Source organism: Segatella paludivivens DSM 17968 = JCM 13650, assembly GCF_000373185.1.
Taxonomy (GTDB): Bacteria; Bacteroidota; Bacteroidia; order Bacteroidales; family Bacteroidaceae; genus Prevotella; species Prevotella paludivivens.
Genome location: NZ_KB890629.1, coordinates 67,404 through 82,018, shown reverse-complemented (window position 1 = coordinate 82,018; position 14,615 = coordinate 67,404). Strand labels below are relative to the sequence as shown.

Below are 14,615 nucleotides of genomic sequence, written 5' to 3'. Positions count from 1 at the left end.
ACTCTATAAAATAATATTCTATCAATAAAGGAAATGGATAATAAGACTCTTGGCAACATATTTAAAGGTGACAAGGTGATATGGATGATTTTTTTCTTCCTTTGTATCGTCAGTGTCGTTGAAGTTTTTTCGGCTTCATCAGAATTAACGTACAAGGGCGGAAGTTATCTATCCCCACTTATCAAGCATATAGGAATCCTCATCATGGGTGTTTTCTGTATGGTTGTCACATTAAACGTGAAATGTAAGTATTTTAAGATATTGACACCTTTCATGCTTATTATTTCATTTTTCACACTTATATGGGTATTTGTTGCTGGACAATCTACAAACGGTGCACAACGATGGATTAGTTTTGTCGGCATCCAATTTCAACCTTCTGAAATAGCAAAAGGTACAATGGTGCTTGCTACGGCACAGATACTTAGTGCACTGCAAACTGATCATGGAGCTGATAAAAATGCATTTAAATATATATTATGTGTTTGTGGTATAATCATACCTTTAATTGGACTAGAAAACCTATCAACGGCAGCATTATTAAGTCTGGTAATTCTATTGATGATGATTATAGGACGCGTTCCTGGAAAACAAATCGGCAAACTAATGGGGATTACAACCTTGATTATTGTCATGATTTTTGCGTCTATAATGATTTTGGGACAGGACAAGCCAGAGGCGAACAACAAAGAGAATCTTACTGAACAGCTAGAGAAAAAGCCAAAAGAAGAAGGACTTATCTCAAGAATATTCCACCGCGCCGATACTTGGAAATCTCGTATTGATAAATTCATGTCTAACAAAGAGCTTTCGCCAGATGAAGTTGACTTAAACAAAGATGCCCAAGTAGCACATGCAAATATTGCTATTGCATCATCAAATGTAATTGGCAAAGGCCCAGGAAACAGTGTTGAAAGAGATTTCCTTTCCCAGGCTTTTTCTGACTTCATCTACGCCATCATAATAGAAGAATTGGGAATAGAAGGTGCTACATTCGTAGCATTCCTATATATAATGCTATTATTCAGGACTGGGCGAATAGCAAATAGGTGTGAGAACAACTTCCCTGCATTATTGGCAATGGGATTGGCACTTCTTCTTGTCACACAAGCACTATTCAACATGTGTGTAGCTGTAGGCCTTGCGCCAGTAACAGGTCAACCGCTACCACTTATCAGCAAAGGAGGTACATCAACGATGATAAACTGTATCTATGTAGGTGTTATTCTAAGTGTAAGCCGATCGGCTAAGACAAAACCTGAAACTGCAGAAACAACAGATAATACAACTGTATAAAAACGTAAAAAGAACTGTTTAACAATAAATAGACTGCAAAATGGCCAAAAAATAAAAATTTTGATTAATTTTGCAATATAATAGAAATTTATAAGAAATGGACAAGGATTTAAGAATCATAATCAGTGGCGGAGGAACAGGAGGGCACATCTTTCCTGCAATATCAATAGCAAATGCTATCAAAGCTAAACGTCCAGATGCTAAGATACTATTTGTAGGTGCTCTTGGTAGAATGGAAATGCAGCGCGTCCCTGCGGCTGGATATGAAATTAAAGGATTACCAATATGTGGTTTTGATCGCAAGCACTTATTAAAGAACTTCGTAGTGCTCCTAAAAATATGGGAGAGCCAGCGTAAGGCAAAGAAAATCATTAAGGATTTCAAGCCTATGGCTGCTGTCGGCGTTGGTGGATATGCAAGTGGTCCAACACTAAACGTATGCGCAAGTAAAGGAATTCCTTGTCTAATTCAAGAACAAAATTCTTATGCAGGAGTAACAAATAAGCTACTCTCTAAGAAAGCAGATAAGATATGCGTTGCATATGATGGCATGGAACGTTTTTTCCCTGCTGAAAAGATCATTATGACAGGAAATCCTGTTAGACAGAATGTTCTGGAAACTACAATTTCGAAAGAAGAAGCTCGCAAGCAATTCGGATTGGATCCTGAAAAGAAAACAATACTTCTTGTCGGCGGAAGCTTAGGCGCACGTACCGTAAACGAAAGCATTCTACAGCATCTAGATGTGGTAGAGAATAGCGGAGTACAATTTATCTGGCAAACTGGTAAATATTATAATACTTCAATAATGCAGCAGTTGGAAGGTAAGAACTTACCTATGATGAAAGTTACTGACTTCATTAGCGATATGGGAGCTGCATATAAAGCTGCCGACTTGGTTATAAGCCGTGCTGGAGCTAGTAGTATAAGTGAGTTCTGTCTGATTGGCAAACCTGTCATTCTTGTTCCTTCACCAAACGTGGCTGAAGATCACCAGACCAAAAATGCCATGGCATTGGTTAACAAGGATGCAGCTATGTTTATAAAAGACTCTGAAGCAGCAGACAAGCTTCTTCAAATAGCGGTAAACACGGTAAAAGACGAAAAGAAAATTAATTCTCTTAGCGAGAATATTAAGAAACTTGGATTGACAAACTCTGCCGACGTAATTGCCGACGAGATTATAAAATTAGCAACAAGATAATGGAATTAAAAGATATTAAAGCTGTTTATTTTATTGGTGCCGGTGGCATTGGAATGAGTGCCATCGCAAGATATTTTATAAACAAAGGTCTCGTAGTAGCAGGTTATGATAAGACTCCATCTGAGCTTACGCATCAGTTGGAAAAAGAAGGTATGCTCATTCACTATAGCGAAAGTATTGAGGATATTCCACATGCATGCAAAGACGCGAAGTCTACTCTGATTATCTATACACCAGCTATACCTGCTGAGCACAAAGAATTGGTGTTCTTCAGAAATGGTGGATTTGAAATTCAGAAACGTGCACAAGTTCTTGGAACTTTGACACGAAGCCATAAAGGACTTTGTTTTGCCGGCACTCATGGTAAAACAACTACATCTACAATGTGTGCACATATCATGCACCAAAGTCATCTTGATTGCAATGCTTTTCTTGGTGGAATATCAAAGAACTATGGAACAAATTACATTCTATCAGACAATAGCGATTACGTAGTTATTGAAGCTGATGAATTTGATCGCAGTTTCCATTGGCTTAGTCCTTGGATGAGTGTTATCACGGCTACAGATCCAGACCATTTGGATATCTATGGAACAAAAGAGGCATATCTTGAAAGCTTCCGTCATTACACTGAATTAATACGTGAAGGTGGTGCTCTCATCATACATAAGAATCTTGAGATGAGCCCAAACGTCAACGATGGAGTAAAAGTTTATGAGTACAGCCGCGAGGAAGGTGACTTCCATGCAGAGAACATAAAAATAGACAATGGAGAAATCTCTTTCGATTTCATTTCTCCTATCGAAAATATAAAGGATGTAAAACTAGGGCAACCTATTCCTATTAACATAGAGAACGGTATTGCAGCCATGGCTATGGCACAACTAAATGGATGCAATGCAGAAGAAATAAAGTACGGTATGCAGACTTATGAAGGTGTAGATCGTCGCTTTGATTTCAAAATCAAAAACTCTAAGCATGTATTCCTTTCAGACTATGGACATCACCCAAAGGAAATTTTACAAAGTGCAAAAAGTTTGAAAGAGCTTTTCAATGGAAGAAAAATAACAGCTATTTTCCAACCTCACTTATATACTCGTACACGCGATTTTTATAAGGACTTCGCTGATGCACTGAGCAACTTTGACGAAGTGATTCTAACTGAGATATATCCTGCACGTGAGCAACCTATTCCTGGTGTCACTAGTGATATAATATACAACAATTTAAAAGATGGTGTTGAAAAGGACATGATAAAGAAAGATGACGTACTAAACTATGTAAACAGCCGTGATTTCGACGTGCTAGTAGTTTTGGGTGCTGGAAACCTTGACAATTATGTTCCACAAATAGCTAAGATTATCGAGAGTAAATAGTTTCAATAGCCACAAATGCGCATAAACTGGAAAAAAATACTAATAATAACATTAGACTCTGCTTTGGCAATTTATCTAATGTTTGCTTTCACCGCCTTCAACAAGCCGGATGGAAAGACTAGGTTATGCACAAAAGTGAACATTAACATTCAAGACGAGGCTACAAACGGTTTCATCGACACACATGAGATTAAAAACCGTTTGAAAAAAGGCAATATATATCCGCTCAAGATGCCTTTGGATAATGTAAATTCACGCAAAATAGAAGAGACGCTAAAATCTAGTCCTTTCGTAAAAACTGCTGAATGTTACAAGACTCAGGATGGTCAAGTGTGTATTACTCTGACTCAAAGAATGCCTGTGGTAAGAATAAAGTCTGATAGAGGTGACAATTATTACCTTGATGACAACGATTGTATAATGCCTAATTCTCATTACACATCTGATCTTATAATTGCAACAGGACATATTACAAAATGGTTTGCCACAAATTACATTTCCCCTCTAAGTAAAACACTTATGGAAAACGACTTATGGAAAAACCAGATTGAACAGATTAATGTAATGCCAGATCTAGGTATAGAGCTAGTACCGAGAGTAGGCAACCATATAGTATATATCGGCCAACTTCCTTACTGCAAATATAAACCGCTGAGGAATAAAATTGTTTCTGATTTTGTAAACAAAAAGATGGACCGTTTGGAGAAATTCTACAAGTATGGACTTTCACAAGCTGGTTGGAACAAATACAGTTACATAAATCTGGAATTTGACAATCAGATAATATGCAAAAAGGTCTTCAAAGAGAAGAAAGATGACAAGAGCATCGAAAGCGCACTTGCAGTAAGCGACAATATTGGTGGAATACCAGTAAAGTCACCAGAGGCAAGTAAAACAGAAACCCCATCACCTGAAAAAGGTAATAAGTCAGAAGCCAACAAGACTACTTCATCAAAGAAGGAATTAAGTGGAAATTCTGCAAATAAGAAGGGAAATAACAAAACTAGAATTTGAATTGATAAAGATATAAAGCATGGCAGAATTTATCGTTGCTATTGAACTGGGATCAACAAAGATTACCGGTATCGCTGGAAAGAAAAACCTTGATGGCAGCATTACGGTGCTGGCTGTTGTCAAGGAAGATTCCACACAATGCATTCGCAAAGGTGTGGTCTATAACATAGATAAGACCGTACAGTGTCTCACCAATATCATAACAAGACTTAAGACTATTCTTAAGAGTGATATAGCACATGTTTATGTTGGCGTGGGAGGCCAATCCATACGCAGTGTCAAAAACGTTATAGTAAAAGACCTACCAGCAGACACAATCGTTTCTCAAGAAATGGTAAACGAGCTCATGGATGCCAATCGTGCCATGAGTTATCCTGATCTGGAAATACTTGAGGCTGCTACACAAGAATACAAAGTAGACCAACAATATCAACTTGATCCTATTGGCATACAGTGCAACAGACTAGAAGGTAACTATCTTAATATTCTTTGGCACAAGACATTCTACCGTAATCTAAACAAGTGTTTTGATCTGGCTGGCATCGCAATCGCCGAAATGTATCTCGCCCCAATGGTACTAGCAGACTGTGTACTTAGTGAGGCGGAAAAAAGATCTGGCTGTGTTCTTGTAGACCTTGGAGCAGAAAGCACTACCGTTTCAGTTTACTATAAGAACATACTTCGTCACTTGGCAATCATCCCTCTTGGCGGAAACAATATAACAAAAGATATCGCTTCTTTACAGATTGAAGAATCTGATGCAGAGAAGATGAAAATAAAATATGCCAGCGCATACACAGACAACGGTGACATAGACAACAATCTGATGTTGCCTATTGACTTAGATAGACAGATTGAAAACCGGAAGTTCATTGAGATTGTAGAAGCACGTCTCGAAGAAATTATTGAAAATGTATGGTTTCAGGTTCCAGCTGAATATGCAAACAACCTGTTGGGAGGAATAATCCTTACGGGCGGTGGTTCGAATATGAAGAATATCGAAATGGCATTCCGGAACCATACCCGCATTGACAAAATAAGAAATGCCAAATTTGTATCTCTAACTATCAATTCAACAAATGAGGATATAAATGCTCACGATGGTAAAATGAATACTATTCTCGGTATTCTTGCTAAAGGCGACATGAACTGTGCAGGAACAGAAATCAAGGCAGACCTTTTCAGTAGCACTACTGAAAGCAAACCTGCAATTACTACTGCCGACATACACAATAAGCCTCGAACACTCACAGAAACAACTGGAAGTGGAGTTGTTAGAACTGAAGCTGAAAAGATAAAGGCCGAAGAGGAAGAAAAGAAAAAGAGAGAAGCTGAAATTGAGGCTGAAATAAAAGCCAGAAAATTGGAAGAAGAGCGTAAAAAGAAAAAAGAAGCCAGTACTATCCATAAGACGATAAAGGGATTGAAAGGATTCTTCCAAAAGATGATATCTGAAGACGAGTAATTCTCTTCTGATAATAATTTAAGTTTCACATTTTAAATTAGACAACATGGCTGATAATAATAGCAAACCTTCAATATTGGATTTCGGTGAACCGAAAGAAAACAGTATCATCAAAGTTATTGGTGTTGGTGGCGGTGGCGGTAACGCTGTAAACCACATGTATCGTGAAGGCATTCACGACGTATCGTTTGTTCTATGCAACACTGATAATCAAGCACTCAATGACTCTCCTGTCCCTGTCCATTTGCAGTTAGGAAAAGAGGGACTTGGTGCAGGAAACAAGCCAGCAAAGGCTCGACAAGCAGCTGAAGAAACTATTGAAGAGCTGAAATACATGTTAAGTGATGGCACAAAAATGGCTTTTATCACTGCTGGAATGGGCGGTGGTACAGGTACAGGTGCTGCTCCAGTAATAGCAAGAGTTTCAAAAGAACTAGGCATACTTACAGTCGGTATTGTTACAATACCTTTCCGCTTTGAAGGTGACAGAAAGATTGATCAAGCTTTAGATGGTGTTGAAGAAATGTCAAAACATGTTGATGCACTCCTTGTAATCAATAATGAAAGACTTCGGGAAATATATCCAGACCTTACTGTCCTTGATGCATTCGGAAAAGCCGACGATACGTTGAGTATTGCAGCAAAGAGTATTGCCGAAATCATAACAAATCATGGTTTAATAAACCTTGACTTCAATGATGTGAAAACAGTATTGAAAGAAGGTGGCGTTGCTATCATGAGTACTGGTTATGGAGAAGGAGAAGGTAGAGTCAAGAAAGCTATTGAAGATGCACTCAATTCACCACTACTTAATGATAATGATATATTCAACTCTAAGAAAATCCTACTTAGTATCAACTTCTGTAATGAGAAGAACGATAATTCAGGTTTGATGATGGAGGAGATGAATGATGTTAACGACTTCATGGCGAAATTCGGAAGTGATTTTGAAATCAAATGGGGACTAGCTATTGACCCAGAACTTGGAAAAAATGTCAAGGTTACGATTCTCGCTACCGGATTTGGCATAGAGGATGTTGATGGCATGAACGGCCATCTTAAAAAACACACACAGGAGGAAGCCGACAGAATAGCACAAGAGGAAGAAAGAAGGGCTGAAAAAGAAGAAAGACGCGGACATTACTATGGTAGCATAGGGAAAAATAATCAATACAAACGCCGTCCACATATATTCCTTTTCCGTCCTGAAGACCTTGACAACGAAGATGTAATACTTGCTGTTGAGAATACGCCAACTTACAAGCGTACAAGACAAATGCTTGATGAGATACGTAATCAAGCATCAGGTGCTCCTTCAAGCAACAATGAAGAAAAGAGCAATCAAGAACCTACACAAGGTATAATTAGTTTCGCATAAAAATAAATAGAAAATAAAAAAGCAGCCTTAATACTCAAGTATTATGGCTGCTTTTTTATTCATCACATTTGTATGTCTATTTATACAATTCTTTTAGTACATCATACGATTTCAGTTCAGGAAACTTAGGCACATGCAACCTATAATAAGAAAGTACTACATCAACTAATCTATTTCTATCAATGTGTGACATCTTAAAAAAATGCATGTTTGAATAATCCATTCTGCAAAAGGTCGACAATAGCGATGTGTCATCAGCCGACAAATATTCTTTATGAAAAGGTGGCATACTTATATAGCAGCCACTCCGCAGATCAAAGTAAAAGCCTTTCTCATAGTCATCAAGATTAGGGTAAAAACCTATAAACTTTAATAAATGGATCATGTAAACCAAATGAAAATTAGTAAAACCTTCACTACAACTATCCAACCATTTCAAACTATTTATTACATATCCAAACAAAGGAGTATTCTTCTGTTCTCCTCTTATGGCATAAAAAGTAAATTCTGCAAGAAATAGAGATATTACCATTTTATACTGATCAAATGGCACTGAGACAAATGGGGAAGCAATACCTACATACTTAAATTTTTGCAAGCCTTGCTTTTGTCTATAGTCATATTCTACCTCTAGAATTGAAAATGGTTGAAAGTATTGTTTCTTTATCTTTGCCTTAGCTGATGATGAAATCGGTGCAACAAAAGACACGCGACCATGCTCTTCGGTAAACAAGTCTACTATAATCTTGTCCTCACCGAATTTAAAAGAATGCAATACTATGGCTCTAGTCTTTATTATCATTGGTTATTCAAAGTTAATGTAAAAGACCGAAAAAACAAAATTTAAAGAGAAAAATACAAAAAAAATCACTTTCTCTTAAAATAATCCTATAAATATTTGGAGGTTTAGGGAAAAAGTCCTAACTTTGCACCCGCAATTTAAGCCATGGTCCCTTCGTCTATCGGTTAGGACGAGAGATTTTCATTCTCTAAAGAGCAGTTCGACTCTGCTAGGGACTACAAGTAAAAATAAAAAGTATAATTTAAGATGGCAAATCACAAATCATCAGTAAAGAGAATCCGTCAGACAAAGACAAAGACTCTGCACAATAAATATTATGCAAAGACAATGCGTAACGCAGTTCGCAAACTTCGCGCACTCTCTGACAAGGATGAAGCAATTAAGCTCTACCCAGTTGTACAAAAGATGTTGGATAAGTTGGCTAAGGCTAACATTATTCACACAAACAAAGCTGCTAACATCAAGTCAGGTTTAGCACTGTATATTAGCAAGCTAGGTTAACATTAACCCTGTTTGTTTTTTCAATAAAGGTCGTAATTTCTTTGGAAATTACGACCTTTATTTCGTTTTGACACATCAACTTTAGAAACAAATCATTTCAAACACGCATTTTTAGCATTAATACACACCGTTTTTTAAGTATTTTAGTGTATAAAAGTTTCGTATTGTGTCTATTTTTTAGTATCTTTGCAACTAAATATTACTAATCAAAGAAATGGCAGAAAATCAAAACAACGAGGCAAGTTATTCAGCCTCGAATATTCAGGTTCTCGAGGGTCTTGAGGCTGTACGCAAGCGCCCAGCTATGTATATTGGCGACATCAGTGAAAAAGGTCTTCATCACCTTATCAATGAAACTGTCGACAACTCTATTGACGAGGCAATGGCTGGATATTGCACAGACGTTGAAATAACAATCAACGAAGACGGTTCTGTTTCCGTAGAGGATAATGGTCGCGGCATACCAGTTGATGAGCATAAGAAACTTCACAAGTCTGCTCTCGAAGTCGTTATGACAGTATTGCATGCTGGTGGTAAGTTTGACAAAGGATCATATAAAGTTAGCGGTGGTCTGCATGGTGTAGGTGTAAGTTGTGTCAACGCACTCTCTATGCACATGCTTTCACAGGTATTCCGCGACGGAAATATATATCAACAGGAATACGAAAAAGGCAAGCCGCTTTATCCCGTTAAAATTGTTGGTGAAACTGATAAGCGTGGTACATTCCAACAGTTCTGGCCAGATCCTACAATATTCACAACAACTACTTTTAAATGGGATCTTGTTGCGAGTCGTATGCGTGAGCTTGCATACCTTAATGCAGGTATTAAAATCATCCTCACTGATCTTCGCAAGGACGAAGAAGGAAAGACTCGTCAGGAAGTATTCCATGCCAAAGACGGTTTGAAGGAATTCGTTCGTTACGTAGACCGTCATCGTCAGCATCTTTTTGATGATGTAATCTTCCTTAAGACCGAAAAGCAAGGTGTTCCTATCGAAGTAGCTATTATGTATAACACAGATTATTCTGAGAATATCCATAGCTACGTAAACAACATTAATACTATTGAAGGCGGTACTCACCTTACTGGTTTCCGTGCTGCTCTCACACGTACGTTGAAAAATTATGCAGACTCTGACTCAACAATATCAAAGCAGATTGAAAAGGCGAAGATAGAGATTGCCGGTGAAGACTTCCGTGAAGGTCTTACAGCTGTTATATCGATAAAGGTTGCTGAGCCTCAGTTTGAAGGTCAGACAAAGACAAAACTTGGTAACAGTGAAGTTGCAGGTGCAGTTCAACAGGCTGTGGGCGAAGCTCTATCCAACTATCTGGAAGAACACCCTATAGAGGCTAAAAAGATATGCGAGAAAGTAGTTCTTGCAGCCACTGCACGTATCGCAGCCCGTAAAGCTCGTGAAAGCGTACAACGCAAGAGCATTATGGGAGGAGGAGGACTTCCTGGTAAGTTGGCAGACTGTTCAAACAAAGATCCACACGAATGCGAAATATTCCTTGTCGAGGGTGATTCTGCCGGTGGCTCAGCTAAACAGGGTCGTGACCGCTACACACAAGCCATATTACCTCTTCGCGGTAAGATTCTTAATGTCGAAAAAGTTCAATGGCATAGAGTATTCGAAGCTGAGTCTGTAATGAATATCATTCAGAGCATTGGAGTTCGTTTCGGTGTTGAAGGCGAGGACGATCGTGAAGCTAATATTGATAAACTACGTTACGACAAGATCATAATCATGACCGATGCCGATGTCGATGGTTCTCACATCGACACTCTTATCATGACGCTATTCTATCGATTTATGCCTAAAGTCATTGAAGACGGACATCTTTACATTGCTACTCCTCCACTCTATAAGTGTACTTATAGAAAAGTCAGCGAATATTGCTACACAGAGCAACAACGTCAGGCTTTCATCGATAAATATGTTGAAGGAAAAGAAGATGACAAAGCTTTGCATACACAGCGTTACAAAGGTTTAGGTGAAATGAATCCTGATCAGCTTTGGGATACAACTATGAATCCTACATCACGCCTTCTAAAACAGGTTACAATTCAGAATGCAGCTGAAGCAGACGAAATTTTCTCTATGTTAATGGGAGACGACGTTGAACCACGCCGCGAATTTATCGAGCAGAACGCTACATACGCAAATATTGACGCATAAAAACGAAACTTAAAATATTTCAATCCCTCTCCTCCTGCAGGAGGGGGATTTTTATTAATATTCACGATTATGAAAAAGTATATACTCACATTCCTGGTAATAGCACTATCACTAACAGTGTCTGCCAGCCAACTGCCTATGAGATTATGGTATAACTCTCCTGCGCAGTATTTCGAAGAGTCGTTACCAATTGGTAATGGTAAACTTGGCGCACTTGTATATGGTAATCCAGACCAAGACATACTGTATCTCAACGATATAACTTTTTGGACAGGAAAACCCGTTAATCCTAATGAAGGTGATGATGCCTACAAATATATTCCGCTTATACGCCAAGAGTTGTTTAAAGAGAACTACAAGGAAGCTGACATACTACAACACATGGTGCAGGGACATAATTCAGAGAACTACCAACCGCTTTCAACTCTAAAGATAAATGACTACGCAAAGGGCAGCGTATCAAACTATTATCGTGAACTTGACATAGACAGTGCAATCACAAAGATAAAATACACTCGTGGCGACGTAAATTTCTATCGTGAATATTTCGCAAGTAATCCAGATAAATTGATTGCCATTCATCTAAGCGCAAGCAAGAAAGCATCAATAAATTGTGAAATCCTTCTAACTGGACAAACACCGCACAAGGTAAAAGCCTCAGACAAGCAGATAACGATGCTTGGAAATGCTATCGGTGATCCAAAAGAGAGTATCCATTTCTGCTCAATCCTTAAAGCAGACAATAAAGGTGGAAAAATTGAAGTTACAGATTCTACTCTCCAGATTATCAATGCAGACGAAGCAACATTATATTTTGTAAACGAGACTAGTTTTAACGGCTTCGATAAACATCCTGTAAACGAAGGAGCAGATTATATTGAAAACGCCACGAATGATATCTGGCATACAATAAACTATACATATCAGCAGTTCCGCGAACGCCATATTTCTGACTACAGAAAGATTTACAGTAGACTTTCACTCAACCTTAACGGAGCTAAATACGATAACAAAAGAACTACTGAGCAACAGTTGAAAGACTATACTGCCAATGGTGGAAACAACAAATATCTAGAAACACTATACTTCCAATATGGTCGCTACCTGCTTATCAGCAGTTCACGCACACCTTCCGTACCAGCCAACCTACAAGGTCTTTGGACACCGCATAAATTTTCCCCTTGGCGTGGAAACTATACCGTAAACATAAACCTTGAGGAAAACTATTGGCATGCAGAAGAAGCAAATTTATCTGAAATGGTAATGCCATTAGACGGTTTCATTTCATCATTGGCAAAGACTGGTAAATATACCGCTGAACACTATTATGGCATAAACCAAGGATGGTGTTCAAGTCATAATTCAGATATATGGGCTATGTCTAATCCTGTTGGAGAAAAGCAGGAAAGTCCAGAATGGAGCAATTGGAATATGGGAGGAGCATGGCTCGTAAACACACTTTGGGAACACTATGACTTCAATAGAGATAAGAAATACCTACATGACACAGCCTATCCATTGATGAAGGGAGCAAGTGACTTTATGCTGAAATGGCTAATTGAAAACCCCAAAAAGAAAGGTGAACTGATTACCGCACCAAGCACAAGTCCTGAAAATGAATACGTAAACGATAAAGGATATCATGGTACTACATGCTATGGAGGTACAGCCGATCTTGCTATTATACGTGAACTTCTCACGAACACTCTAAAGGCTGCACAGGCACTTAATACCGACAAATCATATCAAGATTCTCTTACATCGACTATCAAACGCCTGCATCCATACACCGTAGGACACATGGGAGATATCAACGAATGGTATTATGATTGGGACGATTATGATTTTCAGCACCGTCATCAAAGCCACCTCATTGGTTTATATCCAGGACATCAGATAACAGTTGCTACCACTCCTGAACTTGCAAAAGCGGCAACACGCACTTTAGAAATAAAAGGCGACAAGACAACAGGTTGGAGTACAGGCTGGAGAATTAATCTATGGGCACGCCTCCATCGTGCGGATATGGCTTATCATATATTCCAGAAACTACTTACCTATGTAAGTCCAGACAATTATAAGGGTGCTGATCGCAAACACAGCGGAGGAACATATCCAAACCTCTTTGATGCACATCCACCTTTCCAGATTGACGGCAACTTTGGTGGAACAGCAGGAGTTTGTGAAATGTTGATGCAAAGTGACGGCAACACCATACAACTTCTTCCTGCATGTCCTTCCGCATGGAAGACTGGTTCAATAAAAGGACTTAAAGCCAGAGGTGGATATATTGTAAATATGGAATGGAAAAATCGGAAGATTATCCATGCAGAGATATTAAGCACTGTCGGCGGTACAGTTAAAGTAATATACAATAATAAAGTAAAGACCATTACACTAAGCAAGGGAAAGAAGAAGGAAATCTAATGAGAGAAATAATGATAGGTCTGCTTTCAATGATATCCTATGGCATAAGTGCACAAACTCTTATGCCAGAATGGATATCATACCCAGAAGTTGACTCTACATCACAGATTTGGTTCAGGCAGACATATATAAATAATCAACGCCCTGAATTAGCCAACATCAGTATAACGACAACAGGGCAAATTGAGCTCTGTGTAAACGGATATAATGTATCGACAGACACACGGCTACCCTACCGTACATGTGGCGAAAGTGACACACCTATAAGCATGACATTCAATGTGACAAGATATCTTCGCCCTGACAGCAATACAATAGCCGTATGGTACAGTCCTTCATATCCTCACGTTCAGCCTCAACAAATCTCTCTCAACTATTACGGAGCAATGTCAAATGGCGAACAGTTTTCCTACAATGCTAATAACGAATGGCTCTGCAGAAAAGCAAATATTTCATTAACAACTGATGGTAAAGAAGAATTTATTTCACCATCAAATGATGCTGTTTGGAATTCTTCTGAATATGAACCAGCATGTTGGATAAGCGCAAAACCGCGATGCAATGATATAACAAGTTCGATTTTAGATTACACATCGTTTTACAACTCTCGACATGTCACGAAAATAACACGTCCAAAATATCATCGGATTAGCAGAGATTCCGTTGAATATCGTTTCGATCCTGCATTTCAAGGCTACGTGCGCATAACGCTACGTGGAGCAAAGAAAGGCGAAAAATTAGATATCGGAGGACTCAAATATATATGCAATGGAGAAGTTGATGAACAGGCATACAGAAAATTCACAGATAAATATTGCGATTACGTTATTATCTGTGGTGACAGAAAATTCAGAAAAAGTCAGATACAGAATGTGGAAGGAATAGAAATAAGTACCTATTTTCATTCTAATTGGTTATATTAATGCAATATTTTTAAATAAGAAATAGCTAAAAATTACTTTATTTA

Annotated in this window: 11 protein-coding genes; 10 read left to right on the top strand and 1 reads right to left on the bottom strand. The window is 38.4% G+C overall.

Translation table 11 applies throughout. From position 1 onward, the window contains the following. Window positions 1-33: 33 nt before the first annotated feature. The 6 genes from B045_RS0102570 to ftsZ all read left to right on the top strand — a co-directional run bounded on the left by B045_RS0102570 (window position 34) and on the right by ftsZ (window position 7,733). The gene (locus B045_RS0102570) at window positions 34-1,296 is read left to right on the top strand and encodes an FtsW/RodA/SpoVE family cell cycle protein (protein WP_018462709.1); all 1,263 of its coding nucleotides are present in this window, start codon (window positions 34-36) and stop codon (window positions 1,294-1,296) included. A 97-nt stretch (window positions 1,297-1,393) separates the two neighbouring features. Continuing rightward, window positions 1,394-2,500: an undecaprenyldiphospho-muramoylpentapeptide beta-N-acetylglucosaminyltransferase gene (gene murG / locus B045_RS0102565; RefSeq protein ID WP_018462708.1), complete on the top strand. Its 1,107-nt coding sequence runs from the start codon at window positions 1,394-1,396 to the stop codon at window positions 2,498-2,500. Then, window positions 2,500-3,876, top strand: coding sequence for a UDP-N-acetylmuramate--L-alanine ligase (gene murC / locus B045_RS0102560; protein ID WP_018462707.1), 1,377 nt, complete (start codon window positions 2,500-2,502; stop codon window positions 3,874-3,876). The genes murG and murC overlap by 1 nt, the downstream gene beginning before the upstream one ends. A gap of 15 nt (window positions 3,877-3,891) precedes the next feature. Then, a complete protein-coding gene (locus B045_RS0102555; protein WP_025882844.1) occupies window positions 3,892-4,890 on the top strand; it encodes a cell division protein FtsQ/DivIB in 999 nt (332 codons plus the stop codon). Between the two features lie 19 nt (window positions 4,891-4,909). Further along, the gene (gene ftsA / locus B045_RS0102550) at window positions 4,910-6,355 is read left to right on the top strand and encodes a cell division protein FtsA (RefSeq protein WP_018462705.1); all 1,446 of its coding nucleotides are present in this window, start codon (window positions 4,910-4,912) and stop codon (window positions 6,353-6,355) included. A 46-nt stretch (window positions 6,356-6,401) separates the two neighbouring features. Next, a complete protein-coding gene (gene ftsZ / locus B045_RS0102545; protein ID WP_018462704.1) occupies window positions 6,402-7,733 on the top strand; it encodes a cell division protein FtsZ in 1,332 nt (443 codons plus the stop codon). 76 nt (window positions 7,734-7,809) lie between these two features. Here ftsZ and recO read toward each other — a convergent pair whose 3' ends face one another. Next, on the bottom strand, window positions 7,810-8,535 hold the full coding sequence (gene recO / locus B045_RS0102540) for a DNA repair protein RecO (RefSeq protein WP_018462703.1): 726 nt from the start codon (window positions 8,533-8,535) through the stop codon (window positions 7,810-7,812). 246 nt (window positions 8,536-8,781) lie between these two features. On the opposite strand from recO, the gene rpsT reads away from it, so the two are divergent. The 4 genes from rpsT (at window position 8,782) to B045_RS0102520 (ending at window position 14,571) form a co-directional block, all read left to right on the top strand. Then, window positions 8,782-9,036 carry a 30S ribosomal protein S20 gene (gene rpsT, locus B045_RS0102535; RefSeq protein WP_018462702.1) on the top strand — a complete coding sequence of 85 codons (255 nt, stop codon included), beginning with the start codon at window positions 8,782-8,784 and terminating at the stop codon, window positions 9,034-9,036. Window positions 9,037-9,250: 214 nt separating this feature from the next. Then, window positions 9,251-11,221 carry a DNA topoisomerase (ATP-hydrolyzing) subunit B gene (gene gyrB, locus B045_RS0102530; protein WP_018462701.1) on the top strand — a complete coding sequence of 657 codons (1,971 nt, stop codon included), beginning with the start codon at window positions 9,251-9,253 and terminating at the stop codon, window positions 11,219-11,221. Window positions 11,222-11,290: 69 nt separating this feature from the next. Beyond that, complete coding sequence (locus tag B045_RS0102525) at window positions 11,291-13,648, top strand: glycoside hydrolase family 95 protein (protein ID WP_018462700.1); 2,358 nt, start codon at window positions 11,291-11,293, stop codon at window positions 13,646-13,648. Continuing rightward, window positions 13,648-14,571 (top strand): hypothetical protein, encoded by a 924-nt coding sequence (locus B045_RS0102520; protein ID WP_018462699.1) that lies wholly within the window; start codon window positions 13,648-13,650, stop codon window positions 14,569-14,571. The genes B045_RS0102525 and B045_RS0102520 overlap by 1 nt, the downstream gene beginning before the upstream one ends. The last annotated feature ends 44 nt before the right edge of the window (window positions 14,572-14,615 follow it).

What these genes read in the sequence shown, in the direction of transcription:
- B045_RS0102570 (WP_018462709.1), top strand. Translation starts at nt 34, where the DNA reads ATGGATAATAAGACTCTTGGCAACATATTTAAAGGTGACAAGGTGATA.
- murG (WP_018462708.1), top strand. Translation starts at nt 1,394, where the DNA reads ATGGACAAGGATTTAAGAATCATAATCAGTGGCGGAGGAACAGGAGGG.
- murC (WP_018462707.1), top strand. Translation starts at nt 2,500, where the DNA reads ATGGAATTAAAAGATATTAAAGCTGTTTATTTTATTGGTGCCGGTGGC.
- B045_RS0102555 (WP_025882844.1), top strand. Translation starts at nt 3,892, where the DNA reads ATGCGCATAAACTGGAAAAAAATACTAATAATAACATTAGACTCTGCT.
- ftsA (WP_018462705.1), top strand. Translation starts at nt 4,910, where the DNA reads ATGGCAGAATTTATCGTTGCTATTGAACTGGGATCAACAAAGATTACC.
- ftsZ (WP_018462704.1), top strand. Translation starts at nt 6,402, where the DNA reads ATGGCTGATAATAATAGCAAACCTTCAATATTGGATTTCGGTGAACCG.
- recO (WP_018462703.1), bottom strand. Translation starts at nt 8,535, where the DNA reads ATGATAATAAAGACTAGAGCCATAGTATTGCATTCTTTTAAATTCGGT.
- rpsT (WP_018462702.1), top strand. Translation starts at nt 8,782, where the DNA reads ATGGCAAATCACAAATCATCAGTAAAGAGAATCCGTCAGACAAAGACA.
- gyrB (WP_018462701.1), top strand. Translation starts at nt 9,251, where the DNA reads ATGGCAGAAAATCAAAACAACGAGGCAAGTTATTCAGCCTCGAATATT.
- B045_RS0102525 (WP_018462700.1), top strand. Translation starts at nt 11,291, where the DNA reads ATGAAAAAGTATATACTCACATTCCTGGTAATAGCACTATCACTAACA.
- B045_RS0102520 (WP_018462699.1), top strand. Translation starts at nt 13,648, where the DNA reads ATGAGAGAAATAATGATAGGTCTGCTTTCAATGATATCCTATGGCATA.